Below are 17,494 nucleotides of genomic sequence, written 5' to 3' on the forward strand. Positions count from 1 at the left end.
CGCATGTCAAACAAAAGCCGCTCCGCGTCGCAAAAGAAACGTTGTGCCGCTTTTGGATTTGCGATTTGTATGGCCACGAAGAAGAATGCCTGTCCCTAAGGAGATGATGGCGGATGCGGAAATACTCGGTCTTTGCCGTTGCGAGAGAAGCCCTCCGAGCCCACAAGGGCTGGGAAAAGCAGTGGACTTCTCCGGAGCCGCGGTCGGAATACGACGTCATCATCATCGGCGGCGGCGGTCATGGTCTGGGTGCCGCCTACTATCTCGCCAAGGAGCACGGCATCACCAATGTTGCGGTGCTCGAGAAGGGCTGGCTCGGCGGCGGCAATACCGGCCGCAACACGACCATCATCCGCTCGAACTATCTCTATGAAGAGAGCATGCACATCTACGAGCATTCGATGAAGCTCTGGGAGAACCTCTCCCAGGACCTCAACTACAATGTGATGTATTCGCCGCGCGGCGTGATGATGCTCTCTCACAATGTTCACGACCAGCAGTCCTTCAAGCGGCACATCCATGCGAACCGTCTTTATGGCATCGACAATGAATGGCTGACGCCGGAGCAGGCCAAGGCCTATTGCCCGCCGCTCGACATTTCCGCGAGCGCCCGCTACCCGATCAACGGTGCCGCCCTGCAGCGCCGCGGCGGTACGGCCCGTCACGATGCGGTTGCCTGGGGCTATGCGCGCGCCGCCTCGGACCGCGGCGTCCACATCATCCAGAATTGCGAAGTCACCGGCATCCGCCGCGGCCCCGATGGCCGTGTCACCGGTGTCGAGACGAACCGTGGCTACATCGGCGCGAAGAAAATCGGCGTTTCTGCCGCCGGTCACTCCACCGTCGTGATGAACATGGCCGACGTGCGCGTGCCGCTGCAATCGAGCCCGCTTCAGGCCTTGGTGTCCGAGCCGCTGAAGCCGATCTTCCCCTGCGTCGTCATGTCGAACACCGTGCATGCCTATATTTCGCAGTCGGACAAGGGCGAGCTGGTCATCGGCGCCGGTACGGACCAATACAATTCGTACTCGCAGACCGGTGGCCTGCAGATCATCACCCATACGTTGGACGCCATCTGCGAACTCTTCCCGATGTTCCGCCGCGTCAAGATGATGCGCCAGTGGGGCGGTATCGTCGACAACACGCCGGATCGTTCGGCGATCCAGTCGAAGACGCCGGTACCGGGCCTCTACGTCAACTGCGGCTGGGGTACGGGCGGCTTCAAGGCAACGCCGGGTTCGGCGAACCTGTTTGCGCATCTCATCGCCCGCGACGAGGCGCACAAGTTCAATGCCGGGCTGACGCTTGACCGCTTCCGGACCGGCCGCCTCATCGACGAGGCAGCGGCTGCCGCCGTGGCGCACTGATGATTGCGGAAGTCCTCCTTTCGGCGGGACTTGTCATGGGGGCGGTGCCCACTGGCAATGTCGTGCCGGAAACCGGGGATTTCCGGCTTCAGAAGATAGAACGGGCAGGGGGCGAGAAGGACTGGCCCTTTGTGGCGGATAGCGGAATGCTGGCCTGCGCCTTCGTTTTCCACCAGCCGGCAGTCTATTTCCTGCCGTCGGAGGGCGGTTCGAAAGACAGGGCCTACGTGATCGATACGGACTTATACGGAATGGCTTTCGCGAATATCGGCATAACGGATGTGTTGAAGCCCTATGAGAATTTCGAGCAGCTGCTCAAACGGATCGGCCCCTATGTCGCGCTTGGCAGGCGGCTTTGCAATCAACCTCCCGGAACCATCGTTTCCGGATCGGAACTCTAAGACAGGTATCACATGCTACTGATCTACTGCCCTTACTGTCAGGAAGAGCGCTCCGAGCTCGAATTCCGCGGCGCCGGCGATGCGCATATCGCCCGCCCAACCGACATCGCGTCGATCTCCGACGAGGCGTTCGAAGAGTATTTCTTCCTGCGCAACAATCCGAAGGGACTGATCTTCGAGCGCTGGCGGCACATGAACGGCTGTGGCCGCTTCTTCAATGCGGCGCGCGACACGATCAGCGACAAATTCATCAAGACGTACAAGGCAGGCGAGCCGAAGCCTGAGATCGGCGCTGCCGCCGTTCCGCACGCCCCCGTCGAAACCTATGAAGCCGTGGTTGTCGAAGACAACCGAGAGGGAGACGCGAAATGAGCGGCGCGAACCGTATTGCAGGCAAGGGGCGTCTGACGCCTGCCAGGACCGCCCGCTTCACCTTCGACGGCAAAAGCTACACGGCGCTTGAGGGCGACACCGTCGCTTCGGCGCTGATTGCCAATGGCGTGCATCTGGTCGGCCGTTCCTTCAAGTACCACCGTCCGCGCGGCATCCTATCTGCCGGTGCGGAAGAGCCGAATGCGCTGATCGACGTTGCGCGCGACAGCGCCCGCAAGCAGCCGAACGTGCGCGCCACGGTTCAGGAAGTCTTCGACGGCATGATCGTCAAGTCGCAGAACCGCTTCCCGTCGCTCGCCTTCGATATCGGCGGCGTCAACAACCTGATGTCGCCGTTCTTCGCGGCCGGTTTCTACTACAAGACCTTCATGTGGCCGAAGGCTGCCTGGAAGCATGTCTACGAGCCGATGATCCGCCGGGCTGCCGGTCTGGGTGTCGCGCCGGCCGAAGCCGATCCCGATCACTATGCCAGCCGCTACGCGCATTGCGACGTGCTGGTCGCCGGTGCCGGCGTTGCCGGTCTTTCGGCGGCTCTTGCTGCGGCCGAAGCCGGCGCAAGCGTCATCCTCTGCGACGAGCAGGCGGATGTCGGCGGCGCGCTGCGTTATGACAGCGGCGTCAGGATCGATGGCGTCGATGGCTATGCCTGGGCGCAGCAGACGGCTGCCAAGCTCCGGGCGATGGACAATGTCCAGGTGCTGACCCGCACGACGGCCTTCGGCTACTACAACCACAATTTCGTGGCGCTCGCCGAGCGCGTTACCGATCACGTTTCCAACCCCGGCCGCGAATTGCCGCGCGAGCGACTCTGGCAGGTGCGTGCGAAGCGGGTTATCCTCGCCAATGGTGCGATCGAGCGCCACATGGTGTTCCCGAACAACGACCGCCCGGGCATCATGCTGGCATCTGCCGCGCGCATGTATCTCAACCAGTACGGCGTGGCCGTCGGTGCGAAGGTCGGCGTCTATACCGCGCATGACTCGGCCTATGAGGCTGCCTTCGATCTGAAGCGCGCCGGTGTTGCGATCGCGGCGATCGTTGATTGCCGCCCGCAGCCGGGTGCCGCGGTTCTGGTCGAAGCCCGTTCGCTCGGCATCGAGGTGCTGGCAGGCCATGCGGTGCTTGATACCGCCGGCAAGCTGCGCGTCTCCTCGATGACCGTTGCCCGCAATGGCGGCAGCTCGCCGCGCAAGATCGCCATCGACGCGCTGCTGGTGTCCGCCGGCTGGACGCCGTCGGTGCATCTGTTCTCGCAGTCTCGCGGCAAGGTGAAATTCGACGTGGAAACCGAGCGATTCCTGCCGGGCACCTATGCGCAGGAATGCCTTTCGGTCGGCGCCTGCAACGGCACCGACGATCTGCAGCAGACGATCGAAGAATCGCTCGCTGCCGGTGAACTGATGGCACAGGCATCTGGCAGGCAGGGCAGCGGCAAGATCAGCATCGCTGCCGAGCAGGCCTTCCAGTGGACCGGCGGAATGATCGGCGCCGCTGAAGGTGCCGGCCCCGATACCAGTGCCAAGGCCTTCATTGATTTCCAGCACGACGTTTGCGCCAAGGACATCCGCCTTGCCGTTCGCGAAGGCATGCATTCGATCGAGCATATCAAGCGCTTCACGACGAATGGCATGGCATCCGACCAGGGCAAGCTGTCCAACATGCACGGCCTGGCGATCGCCGCCGAAATGCTGGGCAAGGATATCCCGCAGGTCGGTCTCACGACCTTCCGCGCGCCCTATACGCCTGTCACTTATGGTACGCTGATCGCGCATTCGCGTGGCGAACTGTTTGACCCTACGCGCAAGACGCCGCTTCACCAGTGGGAAGAGGCGCAGGGTGCGGTGTTCGAGGATGTCGGGAACTGGAAACGCGCCTGGTTCTATCCGCGTGCGGGCGAAACCATGCATCAGGCCGTTTCGCGCGAGTGCAGGACGGCACGTGAAGTCGCGGGCGTATTCGATGCTTCGACCCTCGGCAAGATCGAGGTTGTCGGCCCGGATGCCGCCCAGTTCATGAATCTGATGTATACCAACGCCTGGGATACGCTGAAGCCCGGCAAGTGCCGCTATGGCATCATGACCCGCGAAGACGGCTTCGTTTACGACGACGGCGTCGTCGGCCGCCTGAGCGAGGATCGCTTCCATGTGACGACGACGACGGGCGGTGCGCCGCGCGTTCTCAACCATATGGAAGACTACCTGCAGACGGAATTCCCGCATCTGAACGTCTGGCTGACGTCGGTGACGGAACAGTGGGCGGTCATTGCGGTTCAGGGCCCGAAGGCACGCGAGATCATCGCGCCGCTCGTCGAGGGCGTCGATATCTCCAACGAAGCCTTCCCGCATATGAGCGTTGCCGAGTGCAAGGTCATGGGTGTTCCGGCACGTCTGTTCCGCGTTTCGTTCACCGGTGAGGCCGGTTTCGAAATCAACGTTCCTGCCGATTACGGTCAGGCCGTGCTCGAAGCCGTCTGGGCCAATGCAGAGCCGCTCGGCGCCTGCGCCTACGGTACGGAAACCATGCATGTGCTGCGCGCCGAAAAGGGCTACATCATCGTCGGCCAGGATACCGACGGCACTGTTACCCCTGATGACGCCGGTCTTTCCTGGGCGGTTTCCAAGAAGAAGACCGATTTCGTCGGCATCCGCGGCCTGAAGCGCATCGACCTGACGAAGGAAGGCCGCAAGCAGCTGGTCGGTCTCGTGACCAAGGATCCGAACGTTGTTCTCGAGGAAGGTGCGCAGGTCGTTGCCAACCCGAACGAACCGAAACCGATGACCATGCTCGGGCATGTCACCTCGTCCTACTGGTCGGAAAATTGCGGCCGCTCGATCGCCTTCGCGCTCGTTGCCGGCGGCAGGGCGCGGATGGGCGAGACGCTCTACATACCGATGCCCGACAAGACCATTGCCGTCGAGGTGACGGATATGGTGTTCTTTGACAAGGAAGGAGGCCGGATCAATGGCTGAGACCGCAATTCGTAGATCCGTTCTCTCCGGCCGTCATGGCGGCTCCTCGGCCGTCCGGCTGACCTCGGCGGCACCCGCAACGCGGGTGGCGCTGCGCGCGCCGCAGGCTTCGTTGCAGGCGCTGTCGGCAGCGCTTGGCGTGACCGTCCCGAACGTGCCGAAGACATCCGGCCGGTCCGGTGGACGCTCGGTGCTTTGGATCGGCCCGGACGAATGGCTGGTCATCGACGAAACTGGCGCCGACCTGATGGCTGCGCTGTCCGGCGTCTCTGAGATGCACTCGGCAACCGACGTCTCGCACCGCAATGTCGGTATCATCGTCTCGGGTCCGGGTGCGGAACTGGCTCTGGCCTCCGGCTGCCCTCAGGACCCGTCGCTCGCAACATTCCCTGTCGGAGCCTGCTCGCGCACGATCTTCGGCAAGGCCGAAATCATCCTCTTCCGCACGGAAGACGATACGTTCCGTGTCGAATGCTGGCGCTCCTTCGCAACCTTCGTTTTCGGTCTGCTTGCCGACGGGGCGGAAGACGCGGGGCACTGATATCGGACGGACTGCCGGAGTGATCCGGCGGCCCGGATTCAAACCTCAGGTCGGTCCTTCGGATCGAATTGCGCTATCGTAATCCATGTTGCGGTCAGTGCCGGCTTTTTCTCGTTCTCGATTTCGACCGACACGTCATAGGTGGTCATCATCATCGCCGCGCCGCGCAGGCGCGCGTCGGCGAGGGTGAAATGGCCGCGTATGCGCGCGCCTGTCTTCACCGGCGACATGAAGCGGATCTTGTCGAAGCCGTAGTTGATGCCCATCGTCTGTTCGCGGATCTTCGGCAGAGCGTCGAAATTCATCGCCGAGAGCAGAGACAGCGTCAGGAAGCCATGAGCGATCGTTCCGCCGTACGGGCTTTCGGCGGCCGCGCGTTCCGGATCGGTATGGATGAACTGGTGGTCGTTGGTGGCGCCGGCAAAGGCATCGATCATCGTCTGGTCGACCGTGATCCAATCGGAGATCCCGGTCTTGGTGCCGACGAGACCCTTCACGTCGGCGAGCGCAATTTCCTTACCCATACAATCCTCGTCAAAACAGCCGCAAGCATGAAGCCTTATCGCGCCTTTGTGACGGTTGCGACAAGGATTCGCGCCTGATGGCCGGAAGGCTCAATTTTCCAGATAGAACATAGCGCTACGGGCCGGAAGCGATACCGTCTGATCGACCTTTTTACTGCCGGAACGCGTCAGTTCGCGCCACGCGGCACCGGCCGGAAGCGTGAACGATACGGGTGCGTTCGAACGGTTGAACAGCACGGAAAGCCGGACGATCTTTCGCGCCGTGCCGTCGCGGGTCGCCAGCATCATGCCGAAAGACGAGAGGTTGGGCGTCTCCCATTCGCCAGTGGTCATCGGCTGGCCTGACGGAGACAGCCAGGTGACGTCGCCATCGCCGGTGAAGAAGCCTCTTTCAAAGAAGACGGCGAAGCGCTTTCTGAGCGCCGAGACGAAGGCGGTGTGGGCGATCAGCTCGTCATCGAGCGTCTTCCAATCCATCCAGGTGATCTCGTTGTCCTGGCAATAGGCGTTGTTGTTGCCGCGCTGGCTGCGGCCGCCCTCGTCGCCGGCGGTCAGCATGACGCTGCCGCGGCTGGCAAACAGCGTCGCAATTAGCGCCATCAGATCGGCGCGGCGCCTTGCGATAATGTCAGGATATCTCGTCTCGCCTTCGACGCCGTTGTTCCAGGAATGGTTCTCGTTGTGGCCGTCGCGATTGTCCTCGCCGTTCGCCTCGTTGTGTTTGCCGTTATAGGAGACGAGGTCCTTGAGCGTGAAACCGTCATGGGCCGCGAGGAAGTTGACGCTGCGGGTCAGAGCGGCGCCGTTGCGCGAGAAGATATCGGAGGAGCCGGCAAGTGCGGTTGCCAGCGGCCCGGTCTTCCAGTCGTCACCACGCCAGTAGCAGCGGATATCGTCGCGGACGCGGTCGTTCCATTCGAGGAAGGCGCCGGGGAAATTGCCCAGCTGATAGCCGCCCGGGCCGATATCCCAGGGCTCGGCGATCATGATGCGATCAGCAAGCACGTCGTCGGCGAGGATCGCCGACAGTGTCTCACCGTGACCTTCGAAGCCGGAGGCAGTGCGGCCGAGCACGGGGGCCAGATCGAAGCGGAAGCCATCGATCGCGGCGCCGAGAACGAAATGCCTGAGGCTGTCGATGATCAGCTGGCGGATATAGGGGTGATCGCAGGCGACTGTGTTGCCGGTTCCGGTATCGTTGACGAGCTGGCCCGGGCGGCCCGGCAGGTGGCGGTAGAAGGAGAGGTTGTCGAGCCCGCGCATTGACAGCGTCGTGCCGTAGCGGTCGCTTTCGCCGGTGTGATTGAAAACGAGATCGAGGATGACGGCGATGCCTTCGGCATGCAGCTTGGCGACAGTATCGCGCAGCTCGGCCATGCCGCCGGGGCAGAGGCGGGGATCGAGCGCCATGAAGGCGACGGGATTGTAGCCCCAGCCGTTGGTCAGTCCGAGCGGCGGCAGGTGGCGTTCGTCGATCCAGGCGGTGATCGGCATTAGTTCGACCGCATCGACGCGGATCCGCTTGAGATGCGCGATGACCGAAGGGTGCGCTAGCGCGGCGACAGTGCCGCGCTGCTTCTCGGGCACATCCGGATGCAGCATGGTGAAGGGCTTGACCGCGACCTCATAGATGAAGCCGCCGGGACGGAACAGCGGTTTTCCAAGCTTTGCCTTCTGATCGCGGGTGACGATCGCCTTGGGCATCAAGTCCTGGGTCTCTTCACCAAAGGTGCCGAGGCGCGGATCATGGCGGAACGGACGGTCGAGTTCCTTGGCGTAGGGATCGACGAGTAGCTTCGACGGGTCGAACCACAGGCCGTTATCAGGCGCATAGATACCGTCGGCCCGCAGGCCGTAGTGTGCGCCTTCCTTCAGGTTATCGACGAAGAGGCGGTGGATGTAGCCATCCTCGCGCACCATCGGTAGGCGCGCGACCTGCTTGTTGCCGCTCTTGTCGAAGAGGCAGAGCTGGATCTCTGCGGCATGTTGCGACCAGACTGTGAACTCGACGCCGGTCTCGAAAAGAACGGCGCCGCCTTTTGCCCTGTTGTCCGCCCGCATGTGCCCCCGGTCAGGTAATGACGGAAGGTGCGTCCCGGCCCGTGCGTTTGCGGATGTCTGCGATGGCTTCCGCGGCGGCGATCAGGTCGGCCAGCGCCTCCTGCGTTTCGATGTTGTGCCGGCTCGAATCCGGCTCGTAACGTTCGATATAGACGCGCAGGGTTGCGCCAGACGTACCAGTGCCGGAGAGACGGAACACGACGCGGGAGCCGCCCTTGAACAGGATACGGATGCCCTGATGCTCGCTGACCGACTTGTCGACCGGATCGTGATAGGCAAAATCGTCGGCCTTTTCGGCCGTCAGGCTGCCGAAGACCTTGCCGGGCAAGGTAGGAAGCTGGGCGCGCAGATTGTCGATCAGGCCATTTGCGGCATCGGTATCCACGGCTTCATAGTCGTGGCGCGAATAGTAGTTGCGGCCGTATGTCTGCCAATGCTGGGTGACGACGTCCTGAACGCTTTCGCCGCGCACGGCGAGGATGTTCAGCCAGAGCAGCACGGCCCACAGGCCGTCCTTTTCGCGAACATGGTTCGAACCGGTACCAGCGCTCTCTTCGCCGCAGATCGTCGCCATGCCTGCGTCGAGCAGGTTGCCGAAGAACTTCCAGCCGGTCGGCGTTTCATACATGCCGATGCCGCGCTTTTCGGCAACGCGGTCTGCCGCGCCCGACGTCGGCATCGAGCGGGCGATACCGGCGAGGCCGCCGGAGTAACCGGGCGCCAGATGCGCGTTGGCCGCGAGGATCGCCAGGCTGTCTGATGGGGTCACGAAGATACCGCGGCCGACAATGAGGTTGCGGTCGCCGTCACCGTCGGATGCCGCGCCGAAATCGGGCGCATCGTCGCCCATCATCTCGTCGTAGAGTTCCTTGCAGTGAACCGGGTTCGGGTCCGGATGGTGGCCGCCGAAATCAGGAAGCGGCATGAAATTGCGGACCGAGCCCAACGGCGCGCCGAGACGGTTTTCGAAGATTTCCTTGGCGTAGGGGCCGGTGACAGCGCTCATCGCATCGAAAGCGATCCGAAAACCGAGGCTGATCAGATTGCGGATGGCGCCGAAATCGAACAGCTCTTCCATCATCGCCGCATAGTCTTCGACCGAATCGATGACCGAGAGAATCATGCCACCCGGAAGCTCTTCCTTGCCGATGCGGTCGATATTGACGTCGCCGAAGTCGGCGATCTTGTAGCTGTCGATCACCTTGGTGCGGGCATAGATCGCGTCGGTGATCTTTTCGGGCGCCGGGCCACCATTGTTGACGTTGTATTTGATGCCGAAGTCTTCGGTCGGACCGCCGGGATTGTGGCTGGCGGAGAGAATGATGCCGCCGAAAGCCTTGTATTTGCGGATGATGTGGGACGCTGCAGGTGTCGAGAGAATGCCGCCCTTGCCGACGATCACTTTGCCGAAGCCATTGGCAGCAGCGAGCTTGATCGCCTTCTGGATGACTTCGCGATTGTAGTAACGTCCGTCACCACCGATGACGAGGCTCTTGCCCTGGTATCCCTCCAGCGAATCGAAGATCGACTGGATGAAGTTCTCAGCATAGTTCGGCTGCTGGAAGACCGGGACCTTCTTGCGGAGACCCGAGGTGCCGGGTTTCTGATCCTGGAAGGGCGTTGTGGATACGGACTTGTTCATTTTCTGTCACTTGCCTTTCGGGGCGAGGCTTGAATACAGGGCAGCGTAGCGTTCGGCGCTCTTCTCCCACGAGACATCCGATTTCATGCCCTGCTTTTGCAGTTGGGTCCAGACTTTTTGATCCGCATAGAGTGTCATCGCGCGGCGGATGGCCTGTAGCATACCCTCAGCCGTGACGGGAGAAAACTGTATTCCTGTCGCAGCTTTAGCCGCAAGCGCGGCATGGTTAGCATCGATTACCGTGTCGTTGAGGCCGCCTGTGCGCGCAACGATCGGCACGCAGCCGTAGCGCAGGCCGTAGAGCTGCGTCAGGCCGCAAGGCTCGAATCGCGACGGAATGATGATGGCGTCGCAGCCGGCCTGCATGAGATGCGACATTGGCTCATTATAGCCGATCGAGATGCCGATGCGGCCGGGATGGCGGGCGGCGGCGGCCAGAAGCGAGCCTTCAAGCGCCGGATCGCCGGAACCGAGAATCGCGAGCTTGCCGCCGAGTGCGACGATTTCGTCGGCCGTTGCGGCGATGAGATCCATGCCCTTTTGCCAGGTGAGGCGGCTGATGATGCAGAAGATCGGCGCGCCGTCGTCATGCAGCCGGAAGAATTCGGCGATCGACTTGCGGTTCTCGTCGCGGTTCTTCAGCGTCGTCGGGCCATAGTGGGTGTGGACGACGGGATCGGTGGCGGGGTTCCAGATATCGGCGTCGATGCCGTTGACAATACCGTGCAGCGCATCGCGGCGGCTGGCGATGACGCCCTCGAGCCCCATGCCGAATTCCGGCGTCAGGATTTCGTCGGCATAGGACGGGCTCACCGTGGTGATCGCCCAGGCGGTCTGCAGCCCGCCCTTCAGGTAGCCGAGATGACCGTAATACTCGATGCTCTCGGTCGAGAACGCATGCGGCGGCAGGCGGAGGCCGGGGAAGACTTCTGCGCCGAACTGGCCCTGGAAGGCGATATTGTGAACGGTCAGGACACTCGGCAGTTCGGGCGTCGGATGGTAGCGCATGTAGACGGGCGTCAGCGCCGCCTGCCAGTCGTGGGCGTGGACGAGATCGGGACGCCAGTCCGGCATCAGGCCGGCGGCGATCTCGGCGCCGGCCAGAGACAGGGCGGCGAAGCGCCGCCAGTTGTCGGTGTAGTCTTTGCCGGTCTGGTCCAGATAAGGGCCACCCGGGCGATCGTAATAAGCCGGGGCATCGAGCACGAGGATATCGAGACCCTCGTGCTGCACTTCCAGAACCGTCGCGGGCTCTCCCAGGAGATCATCGAACTGCAGGCGGACGACGGGATCGCGAATGGCCTTCATGACGGCGGGGTAGCCGGGCATGAGGGTTTTCGTTTCGACGCCGTACCGCTTGAGAGCGATGGGCAGGGCGCCCGCCACATCGGCGAGCCCCCCTGTCTTGATCAAAGGGAAGACTTCGGACGAAACCGAAAGGACTTTCATATGTTTAAAGATCCAACTTATCGATCATAGGCTGCGTAATCAGGCAAATGCCGCTCTCGGTGCGCCGGAAGCGCTTGGCATCCAGGATCGGATCCTCACCGACGATGAGGCCTTCCGGAATGACGACGCCATGGTCGATCACGACATTCTTCAGCTGGGCGCGACGGCCGATCTTGACGCTCGGCAGAACGACGGCACCTTCGAGTTTCGAATAGGAATTAGCGCGCACGCCTGTGAAGAGAAGGCTCTTGTTGAGGCTGGCACCGGAGATGATGCAGTCGCCCGCAACCACCGAGGAGGTTGCCGAGCCGCGGCGGTTTTCGTCGTCATGGACGAACTTCGCCGGCGGGGTGATTTCCGCATAGGTCCAGATCGGCCAGGACTTGTCGTAGATGTCTAGATCGGGAACGATCGCCGTCAGGTCGATATTGGCCTGCCAGTAGGCTTCGATCGTTCCGACATCACGCCAGTAGGGCTCGTTCTCGAAGTCTGAGCGGACGCAGGAATTGGCGAAGCGATGGGCGACGGCCTTACCGTTCTTGACGATGTAGGGGATGATGTCCTTGCCGAAATCCTTGCTGGAATTCGGATCGGCCGCATCGCGCTTGAGAGCATCGATCAGGAACTTCGTGTGGAAGACATAGATGCCCATCGAGGCAAACGAGCTATCCGGCTTGCCGGGAATGGCTGGCGGATCGGCCGGCTTTTCGACGAAGTCGATGATCCGGTCGGTCTCGTCGACATGCACGACGCCAAAGCCGGTGGCTTCCATGCGCGGCACTTCGAGGCAGCCGATGGTAACGTCGGCGCCGCTGTCGACATGCTGCTGCAGCATGTATTCATAGTCCATCTTGTAGATATGGTCGCCGGCGAGGATGACCATGTACTCGACGCCGTAATCCTGGATGATGTCGATGTTCTGGTAGACGGCGTCGGCCGTGCCTTCATACCACTGCGTCTCGGAAACGCGCTGGGAAGCCGGCAGGATGTCGAAGCTCTCGTTGCGTTCCGGGCGGAAGAAGTTCCAGCCGCGCTGCATGTGGCGGATCAGGGAGTGCGCCTTGTACTGCGTCGCGACGCCGATGCGGCGGATACCTGAATTCAGCGCATTGGACAGCGCGAAGTCGATAATACGGGCCTTGCCGCCGAAATAAACCGCGGGCTTGGCGCGGCGGTCGGTGAGTTCCTTCAGACGGCTTCCTCTACCGCCTGCCAGAACGTAAGCCATTGCATCGCGGGCAAGTGGCTGAATGCGCTTCTCTACCATAGTCTACTCCTCCCACCAGTCTTCAAGTCTCGGGTTCAAGCATGATCGTCGCCAGCGGCGGCAAGGTAATCGTGGCGGCGATGGTGCCGCCGGCATTGACGGCTTGCACGCGGCCGCCATTGCCCTTGCCGCTGCCGCCGTAGATGTCGGCATCGGTGTTCAGAACTTCCCGCCAGCGCCCCTCAAGCGGCAGGCGGATAGCGTAGTTCTCGCGATAAACGGGTGTGAAGTTGGTGATCACAGCAACAGGCTTCTGTCCCGGCGCCTTTCGCAGCCAGGCGAAGACCGAATTTTCCTGGTCGTCGGCAATCAGCCACTCGAAACCTTCGCCCTCGCAATCGCGGGCATGCAGCGCCGGCTTGGAGCGGTAGGTGAAGTTGAGATCGCGGACGAGGCGGCGCATGCCTTCGTGCATGCGGTATTGCAGGAGATTCCAGTCGAGCGACGTCGCCTCGCTCCATTCGCTCCACTGCGCGAATTCCTGGCCCATGAACAACAGCTTCTTGCCGGGATACCCCCACATGAAAGCGTAATAGGCGCGCAGGTTCGCAAATTTCTGCCAGTCGTCGCCCGGCATCTTGGCGATCAGTGAGCCTTTGCCGTGTACCACTTCGTCGTGCGATAGGGGCAACACGAAGTTTTCGGAATAGGCATAGAGCAGGCCGAAGGTCAGCTCGTTGTGGTGGAACTGGCGATGAACTGGCTCGCGCTTCATGTAGCTCAGCGTGTCGTGCATGAAGCCCATGTTCCACTTGAACCCGAAGCCGAGGCCGCCTTCATGGACGGGCTGGGAGACTTTCGGCCAAGAGGTGGATTCCTCGGCGATGGTCATGACGCCTGGATGTTCGGCATAAATGCGGGTGTTCATATCCTGAAGGAAGCGAACTGCCTCGAGGTTTTCGTTGCCGCCATATTCGTTGGGAATCCATTCGCCGTGCTTGCGCGAATAGTCGAGGTAGAGCATAGACGCGACCGCATCGACGCGCAGGCCGTCGAGATGGAACTTCTCGGCCCAATAAAGTGCATTGTTGACGAGATAAGACAGGACTTCGGTGCGGCCGAAATTGTAGATCGCGGTGTTCCAGTCCGGATGGAAACCCTTGCGCGGATCCTCATGCTCGTAGAGCGCCGTGCCGTCGAACCAGCCAAGGCCGTGTTCATCCGTCGGGAAATGGGCCGGGACCCAATCCAGAATGACGCCGATGCCGACCTTGTGGCAGCCGTTGACGAAGCGGGCAAAGCCTTCGGGCTCGCCGAAGCGGGCGCTGGGCGCATAGAGGCCGGTCGTCTGGTAGCCCCACGAGGGGTCATAGGGATGTTCGGTGATCGGCAGGAATTCGATATGGGTGAAGCCCATATCAACGACATAGGGGATCAGGGTGTTGGCAAGCTCGTCCCAGGACAGGAACGTGCCGTCCTGGCGAAGCTGCCATGAACCGGCATGAACCTCGTAAATGGAGATCGGCTGGCGGCGCTTGTCGGTTTCGCGCCAATGCTTGAGATGGGCTTCATCATCCCAATCCTGGAGCAGCTCAGGGGCTGTGACGGAAGCCGTCTTCGGACGCAGCTCGCTGCGGCGTGCGAAGGGGTCAGCTTTCAGCGGCAGCAATACGCCGTCGTTGCCGCGGATTTCGAATTTGTAGGGAACGCCTGTCGGTACGTCAGGCGCAAAGATTTCCCAGATACCGGCGCCTGAGCGGAAGCGCATGACGTGGCGCCTGCCGTCCCAGTTGTTGAAATCGCCGACGACCGAGACGCGCTGCGCATTCGGCGCCCAGACGGCGAAGTGGATGCCCTGCGCGCCCTCATGCTTGATCCAATGCGCGCCCATCTTGTCGAAAAGTCTCAGATGCGAGCCTTCGCGGACATAATAATCGTCCATCGGCCCGAGCACGGGACCGAAGCTGTAAGGATCGGTCACCGCCCATTCGGCATCGCCGCGTCGGGCGCGGTAGCGGACGGGTTGCTGCTTGGTGAGCTTCACCGGTCCGGCGAAGAAGCCGTCCGGATGAAGCAGCTTGAGATCGCCGACGGCGGTGCCGTCGAGCGTCATCGCCGTCACCTCTTCCGCACCGGGAATGAAGCAACGGGCCGCGAAACCATCGCCGGCCTGATGGACGCCGAGCGCGGCGAATGGATTTGCGTGCGAACCAGCGAGGATCGCCGCGATTTCGTCTGCCGAAATTTCCCAGGGACGCTTTACCTCAGGGGCAGCTTTCGGCGTTTTCATCCAGCTCTCCAGATTTCCTCGGCATATTGCCGAATCGTGCGGTCAGATGAGAACCAACCCATCCGCGCCGTATTGTTGATCGTGTTGGTGTACCAGGAGGACTTGTTGTTCCAGATCTGGTCCACCTCGCGCTGAGCGGCGGCATAGGCATCAAAATCGGCAGCGACCATGAACCAGTCGTGCGAATAGATGCCGTCGATCAACTGGGCATATCGGTTGCGATCGTCCGGCGAGAACACGCCGCCGGCAATCGAGGCAAGCGCCTGCGATAGCTCGCGCGAGCTTTCGATGATTGCGCGCGGATTGTGGCCGTCGCTGCGCACCTTCGCCACTTCGTCGGCCTGCAGGCCGAAGATCACGATGTTGTCTTCGCCGACATTGTCGCGCATCTCGACATTGGCGCCGTCAAGCGTGCCGATCGTCAGCGCACCGTTGAGGCCGAACTTCATGTTGCCGGTGCCGGAGGCTTCCATGCCGGCGGTGGAGATCTGCTCGGAAAGGTCGGCTGCGGGAACCATGACTTCGGCGAGCGAGACGTTGTAGTTTGGCACGAACACCACCTTCAGCAGGCCGCGAACGGCCGGGTCGTTGTTGATGGTGCGGGCGACGTCGTTGATCAGCTTGATGATCAGTTTGGCGTTGTGATAGCTCGGCGCCGCCTTGCCGGCGAAGAGCTTGACGCGTGGGGTCCAGTCCATCTCGGGATGCGATCGGATCTGGTCGTAGAGTGCCACGGCTTCTATGACGTTGAGCAGCTGGCGCTTGTACTCGTGGATGCGCTTGATCTGGATGTCGAACATCGCAGACGGATCGAGCTTCACGCCCATGCGGCTGGCAACGAGGTTGGACAGAGCCACCTTGTTGGCGCGCTTGACGGCCGCGAACTTCTGCTGGAATGCCGGATCGGTGGCAAACTTCTCGAGCGGTTTCAGCTTTTCGGCATCATCGAGGAACTCGTCGCCGATTGCTTCGCGGATCAGGCCTGTCAGACCCGGATTGCACTGCTGCAGCCAGCGGCGCGGCGTGATGCCGTTCGTCTTGTTGTTGATACGGTCAGGGTAGAGCTTGTGCAGGTCTGCGAAGACCGTGACCTTCATGAGATCCGTATGCAGGGCCGAAACGCCGTTGATCGAGTGCGAGCCGACGAAGGCAAGGTTGCCCATGCGCACCCGGCGGTCGCCGCTTTCGTCGATCAGCGAGATCGAGCGGATTTCCGTGTCGGAGAAGTTCTTCTCGCGGCGGGCCTCGCGAAGAACCTTGGCATTGATCGCGTAGATCAGCTGCATGTGGCGCGGCAGAAGGCGCTCGAAGAGCGGGATCGGCCAGGTTTCCAGCGCTTCTGGCAGCAGCGTGTGGTTGGTGTAGGAAATCGTGCCGCGGACGATCTCGAAAGCCTGTTCGAAATCGAGGCCATGCACATCGCAAAGCAGACGCGTCAGCTCCGCAACCGAGACGGCAGGGTGCGTGTCGTTCAGCTGGATCGCCACCTTGTCCGGCAGCGATGTGAAATCGTCATACTGCTGAAGATGGCGGCGCAGGATGTCCTGCAGCGAAGCGGAGGAGAAGAAGAACTCCTGGCGCAGGCGCAGCTCCTGCCCTGCCGGCGTGCCATCGGCCGGGTAGAGAACACGGGTCAGGCTTTCAGCCTTGTTGCTTTCGCGGAGCGCGCCGATGTGATCGCCGGCATTGAAGGCATCGAGCAGGATCGGGTCGATCGGCTGGGCCGACCAGAGGCGCAGCGTGTTGACGCGCTTGCCGCGCCAGCCGACGACCGGGGTGTCGAAGGCGGCGGCGATGACACGCTCTGCCGGCTTCCAGACATAACGCGGCTCGCCGTCATGATCGCCGACGACGTCAACGGTGCCGCCGAAGCCGATTTCGTAAGCGCTTTCGCGGCGCTCGAATTCCCACGGATTGCCGTGGGCGAGCCAGCTTTCCGGAAGCTCGACCTGCCAGCCGTCTGCAAGCTGCTGGCGGAACAGGCCGTGGACATAGCGAATACCGTAGCCGTAAGCAGGGACATCGACCGTTGCCATGCTTTCCATGAAACATGCGGCGAGACGGCCGAGGCCGCCGTTGCCGAGTGCGGCATCCGGTTCCAGTCCTGCAATGACGTTGACATCGACGCCGAGCGAGGTCAGCGCGTCGCTGACTTCCTCCATCAATCCCATGTTGGAAATGGCATCGCGCATCAGGCGACCGATCAGGAATTCCAGGGATAGGTAGTAAACGCGCTTGTCGCCGGTGGAATAGACCTTGCGCGTGGATTCCATCCACTTGTCGATGATCCGGTCACGGACGACGAGGATCGTGGCGGTCAGCCAGTCGTGCGGCTTGGCAACTTTGGCATCCTTGCCGATGCGGTAGGTGAGGCGCTCAATAATTTCTTCCGCAAGAATTTCAGGCCGGGAGCTGCGAGGAGCGGGGGAGGGGATGGTCGGCTTGGAAGCTGTTGTCATCGTCAGGTCTCGCCAATTTTGATTTGATTTCAGTATGTTATGCCTGAGGTAATCGCTTTGTCGCACACACGAATACTGTCAGTTTATGCACCGTTACCAAGCACTTGCAACAAAGGATTTAACCAAAGCAAAAATTTGCGGAACCTTCACCTTCGCCCTCACCCCGGGACTTGATTTCAATCGATTTTCCC

12 protein-coding genes are annotated in these 17,494 nt (G+C 61.6%); 5 read left to right on the forward strand and 7 right to left on the reverse strand.

Annotation, left to right across the window (positions count from 1 at the left end; translation table 11 throughout):
- Positions 1 to 113 precede the first annotated feature (113 nt).
- The 5 genes from AC1DJO_RS19390 to AC1DJO_RS19410 are packed head-to-tail and all read left to right on the forward strand — an operon-like array spanning position 114 to position 5,671.
- The gene (locus tag AC1DJO_RS19390) at positions 114 to 1,367 is read left to right on the forward strand and encodes a sarcosine oxidase subunit beta family protein (protein WP_112516807.1); all 1,254 of its coding nucleotides are present in this window, start codon (positions 114 to 116) and stop codon (positions 1,365 to 1,367) included.
- Positions 1,367 to 1,768: a hypothetical protein gene (locus AC1DJO_RS19395; protein WP_477972512.1), complete on the forward strand. Its 402-nt coding sequence runs from the start codon at positions 1,367 to 1,369 to the stop codon at positions 1,766 to 1,768. The genes AC1DJO_RS19390 and AC1DJO_RS19395 overlap by 1 nt, the downstream gene beginning before the upstream one ends.
- Positions 1,769 to 1,780: 12 nt before the next feature.
- A complete protein-coding gene (locus AC1DJO_RS19400) occupies positions 1,781 to 2,140 on the forward strand; it encodes a sarcosine oxidase subunit delta (RefSeq protein WP_112385574.1) in 360 nt (119 codons plus the stop codon).
- Positions 2,137 to 5,130 carry a sarcosine oxidase subunit alpha gene (locus tag AC1DJO_RS19405; RefSeq protein WP_477972514.1) on the forward strand — a complete coding sequence of 998 codons (2,994 nt, stop codon included), beginning with the start codon at positions 2,137 to 2,139 and terminating at the stop codon, positions 5,128 to 5,130. The genes AC1DJO_RS19400 and AC1DJO_RS19405 overlap by 4 nt, the downstream gene beginning before the upstream one ends.
- The gene (locus tag AC1DJO_RS19410; RefSeq protein WP_477972516.1) at positions 5,123 to 5,671 is read left to right on the forward strand and encodes a sarcosine oxidase subunit gamma; all 549 of its coding nucleotides are present in this window, start codon (positions 5,123 to 5,125) and stop codon (positions 5,669 to 5,671) included. Before AC1DJO_RS19405 ends, AC1DJO_RS19410 begins: the two co-directional genes overlap by 8 nt.
- 38 nt (positions 5,672 to 5,709) lie before the next feature.
- Here the strand turns inward: AC1DJO_RS19410 and AC1DJO_RS19415 are convergent, their stop codons facing one another.
- The 7 genes from AC1DJO_RS19415 to AC1DJO_RS19445 form a co-directional block, all read right to left on the reverse strand.
- Complete coding sequence (locus tag AC1DJO_RS19415; RefSeq protein WP_477972518.1) at positions 5,710 to 6,195, reverse strand: MaoC family dehydratase; 486 nt, start codon at positions 6,193 to 6,195, stop codon at positions 5,710 to 5,712.
- 90 nt (positions 6,196 to 6,285) lie between these two features.
- A complete protein-coding gene (glgX, locus tag AC1DJO_RS19420; RefSeq protein WP_477972520.1) occupies positions 6,286 to 8,256 on the reverse strand; it encodes a glycogen debranching protein GlgX in 1,971 nt (656 codons plus the stop codon).
- Positions 8,257 to 8,266: 10 nt separating this feature from the next.
- Positions 8,267 to 9,898 (reverse strand): alpha-D-glucose phosphate-specific phosphoglucomutase, encoded by a 1,632-nt coding sequence (locus AC1DJO_RS19425; RefSeq protein ID WP_112385568.1) that lies wholly within the window; start codon positions 9,896 to 9,898, stop codon positions 8,267 to 8,269.
- Positions 9,899 to 9,904: 6 nt separating this feature from the next.
- A complete protein-coding gene (gene glgA, locus AC1DJO_RS19430) occupies positions 9,905 to 11,347 on the reverse strand; it encodes a glycogen synthase GlgA (RefSeq protein WP_477972522.1) in 1,443 nt (480 codons plus the stop codon).
- Positions 11,348 to 11,351: 4 nt separating this feature from the next.
- Entirely contained in the window at positions 11,352 to 12,614 is a 1,263-nt protein-coding gene (gene glgC, locus AC1DJO_RS19435; RefSeq protein WP_112385566.1) for a glucose-1-phosphate adenylyltransferase, read from the reverse strand.
- Between the two features lie 22 nt (positions 12,615 to 12,636).
- On the reverse strand, positions 12,637 to 14,844 hold the full coding sequence (gene glgB, locus AC1DJO_RS19440) for a 1,4-alpha-glucan branching protein GlgB (RefSeq protein ID WP_477972524.1): 2,208 nt from the start codon (positions 14,842 to 14,844) through the stop codon (positions 12,637 to 12,639).
- Positions 14,841 to 17,303, reverse strand: coding sequence for a glycogen/starch/alpha-glucan phosphorylase (locus tag AC1DJO_RS19445; RefSeq protein WP_477972526.1), 2,463 nt, complete (start codon positions 17,301 to 17,303; stop codon positions 14,841 to 14,843). The genes glgB and AC1DJO_RS19445 overlap by 4 nt, the downstream gene beginning before the upstream one ends.
- Positions 17,304 to 17,494 lie beyond the last annotated feature (191 nt).

The organism is Rhizobium sp. 05N430 (assembly GCF_056396985.1).

Coding starts and splice junctions, on each gene's coding strand:
- AC1DJO_RS19400 (WP_112385574.1), top strand. CDS start 1,781: ATGCTACTGATCTACTGCCCTTACTGTCAGGAAGAGCGCTCCGAGCTC.
- AC1DJO_RS19405 (WP_477972514.1), top strand. CDS start 2,137: ATGAGCGGCGCGAACCGTATTGCAGGCAAGGGGCGTCTGACGCCTGCC.
- AC1DJO_RS19425 (WP_112385568.1), bottom strand. CDS start 9,898: ATGAACAAGTCCGTATCCACAACGCCCTTCCAGGATCAGAAACCCGGC.
- AC1DJO_RS19395 (WP_477972512.1), top strand. CDS start 1,367: ATGATTGCGGAAGTCCTCCTTTCGGCGGGACTTGTCATGGGGGCGGTG.
- AC1DJO_RS19445 (WP_477972526.1), bottom strand. CDS start 17,303: ATGACAACAGCTTCCAAGCCGACCATCCCCTCCCCCGCTCCTCGCAGC.
- glgA (WP_477972522.1), bottom strand. CDS start 11,347: ATGAAAGTCCTTTCGGTTTCGTCCGAAGTCTTCCCTTTGATCAAGACA.
- AC1DJO_RS19390 (WP_112516807.1), top strand. CDS start 114: ATGCGGAAATACTCGGTCTTTGCCGTTGCGAGAGAAGCCCTCCGAGCC.
- glgB (WP_477972524.1), bottom strand. CDS start 14,844: ATGAAAACGCCGAAAGCTGCCCCTGAGGTAAAGCGTCCCTGGGAAATT.
- glgC (WP_112385566.1), bottom strand. CDS start 12,614: ATGGTAGAGAAGCGCATTCAGCCACTTGCCCGCGATGCAATGGCTTAC.
- glgX (WP_477972520.1), bottom strand. CDS start 8,256: ATGCGGGCGGACAACAGGGCAAAAGGCGGCGCCGTTCTTTTCGAGACC.
- AC1DJO_RS19410 (WP_477972516.1), top strand. CDS start 5,123: ATGGCTGAGACCGCAATTCGTAGATCCGTTCTCTCCGGCCGTCATGGC.
- AC1DJO_RS19415 (WP_477972518.1), bottom strand. CDS start 6,195: ATGGGTAAGGAAATTGCGCTCGCCGACGTGAAGGGTCTCGTCGGCACC.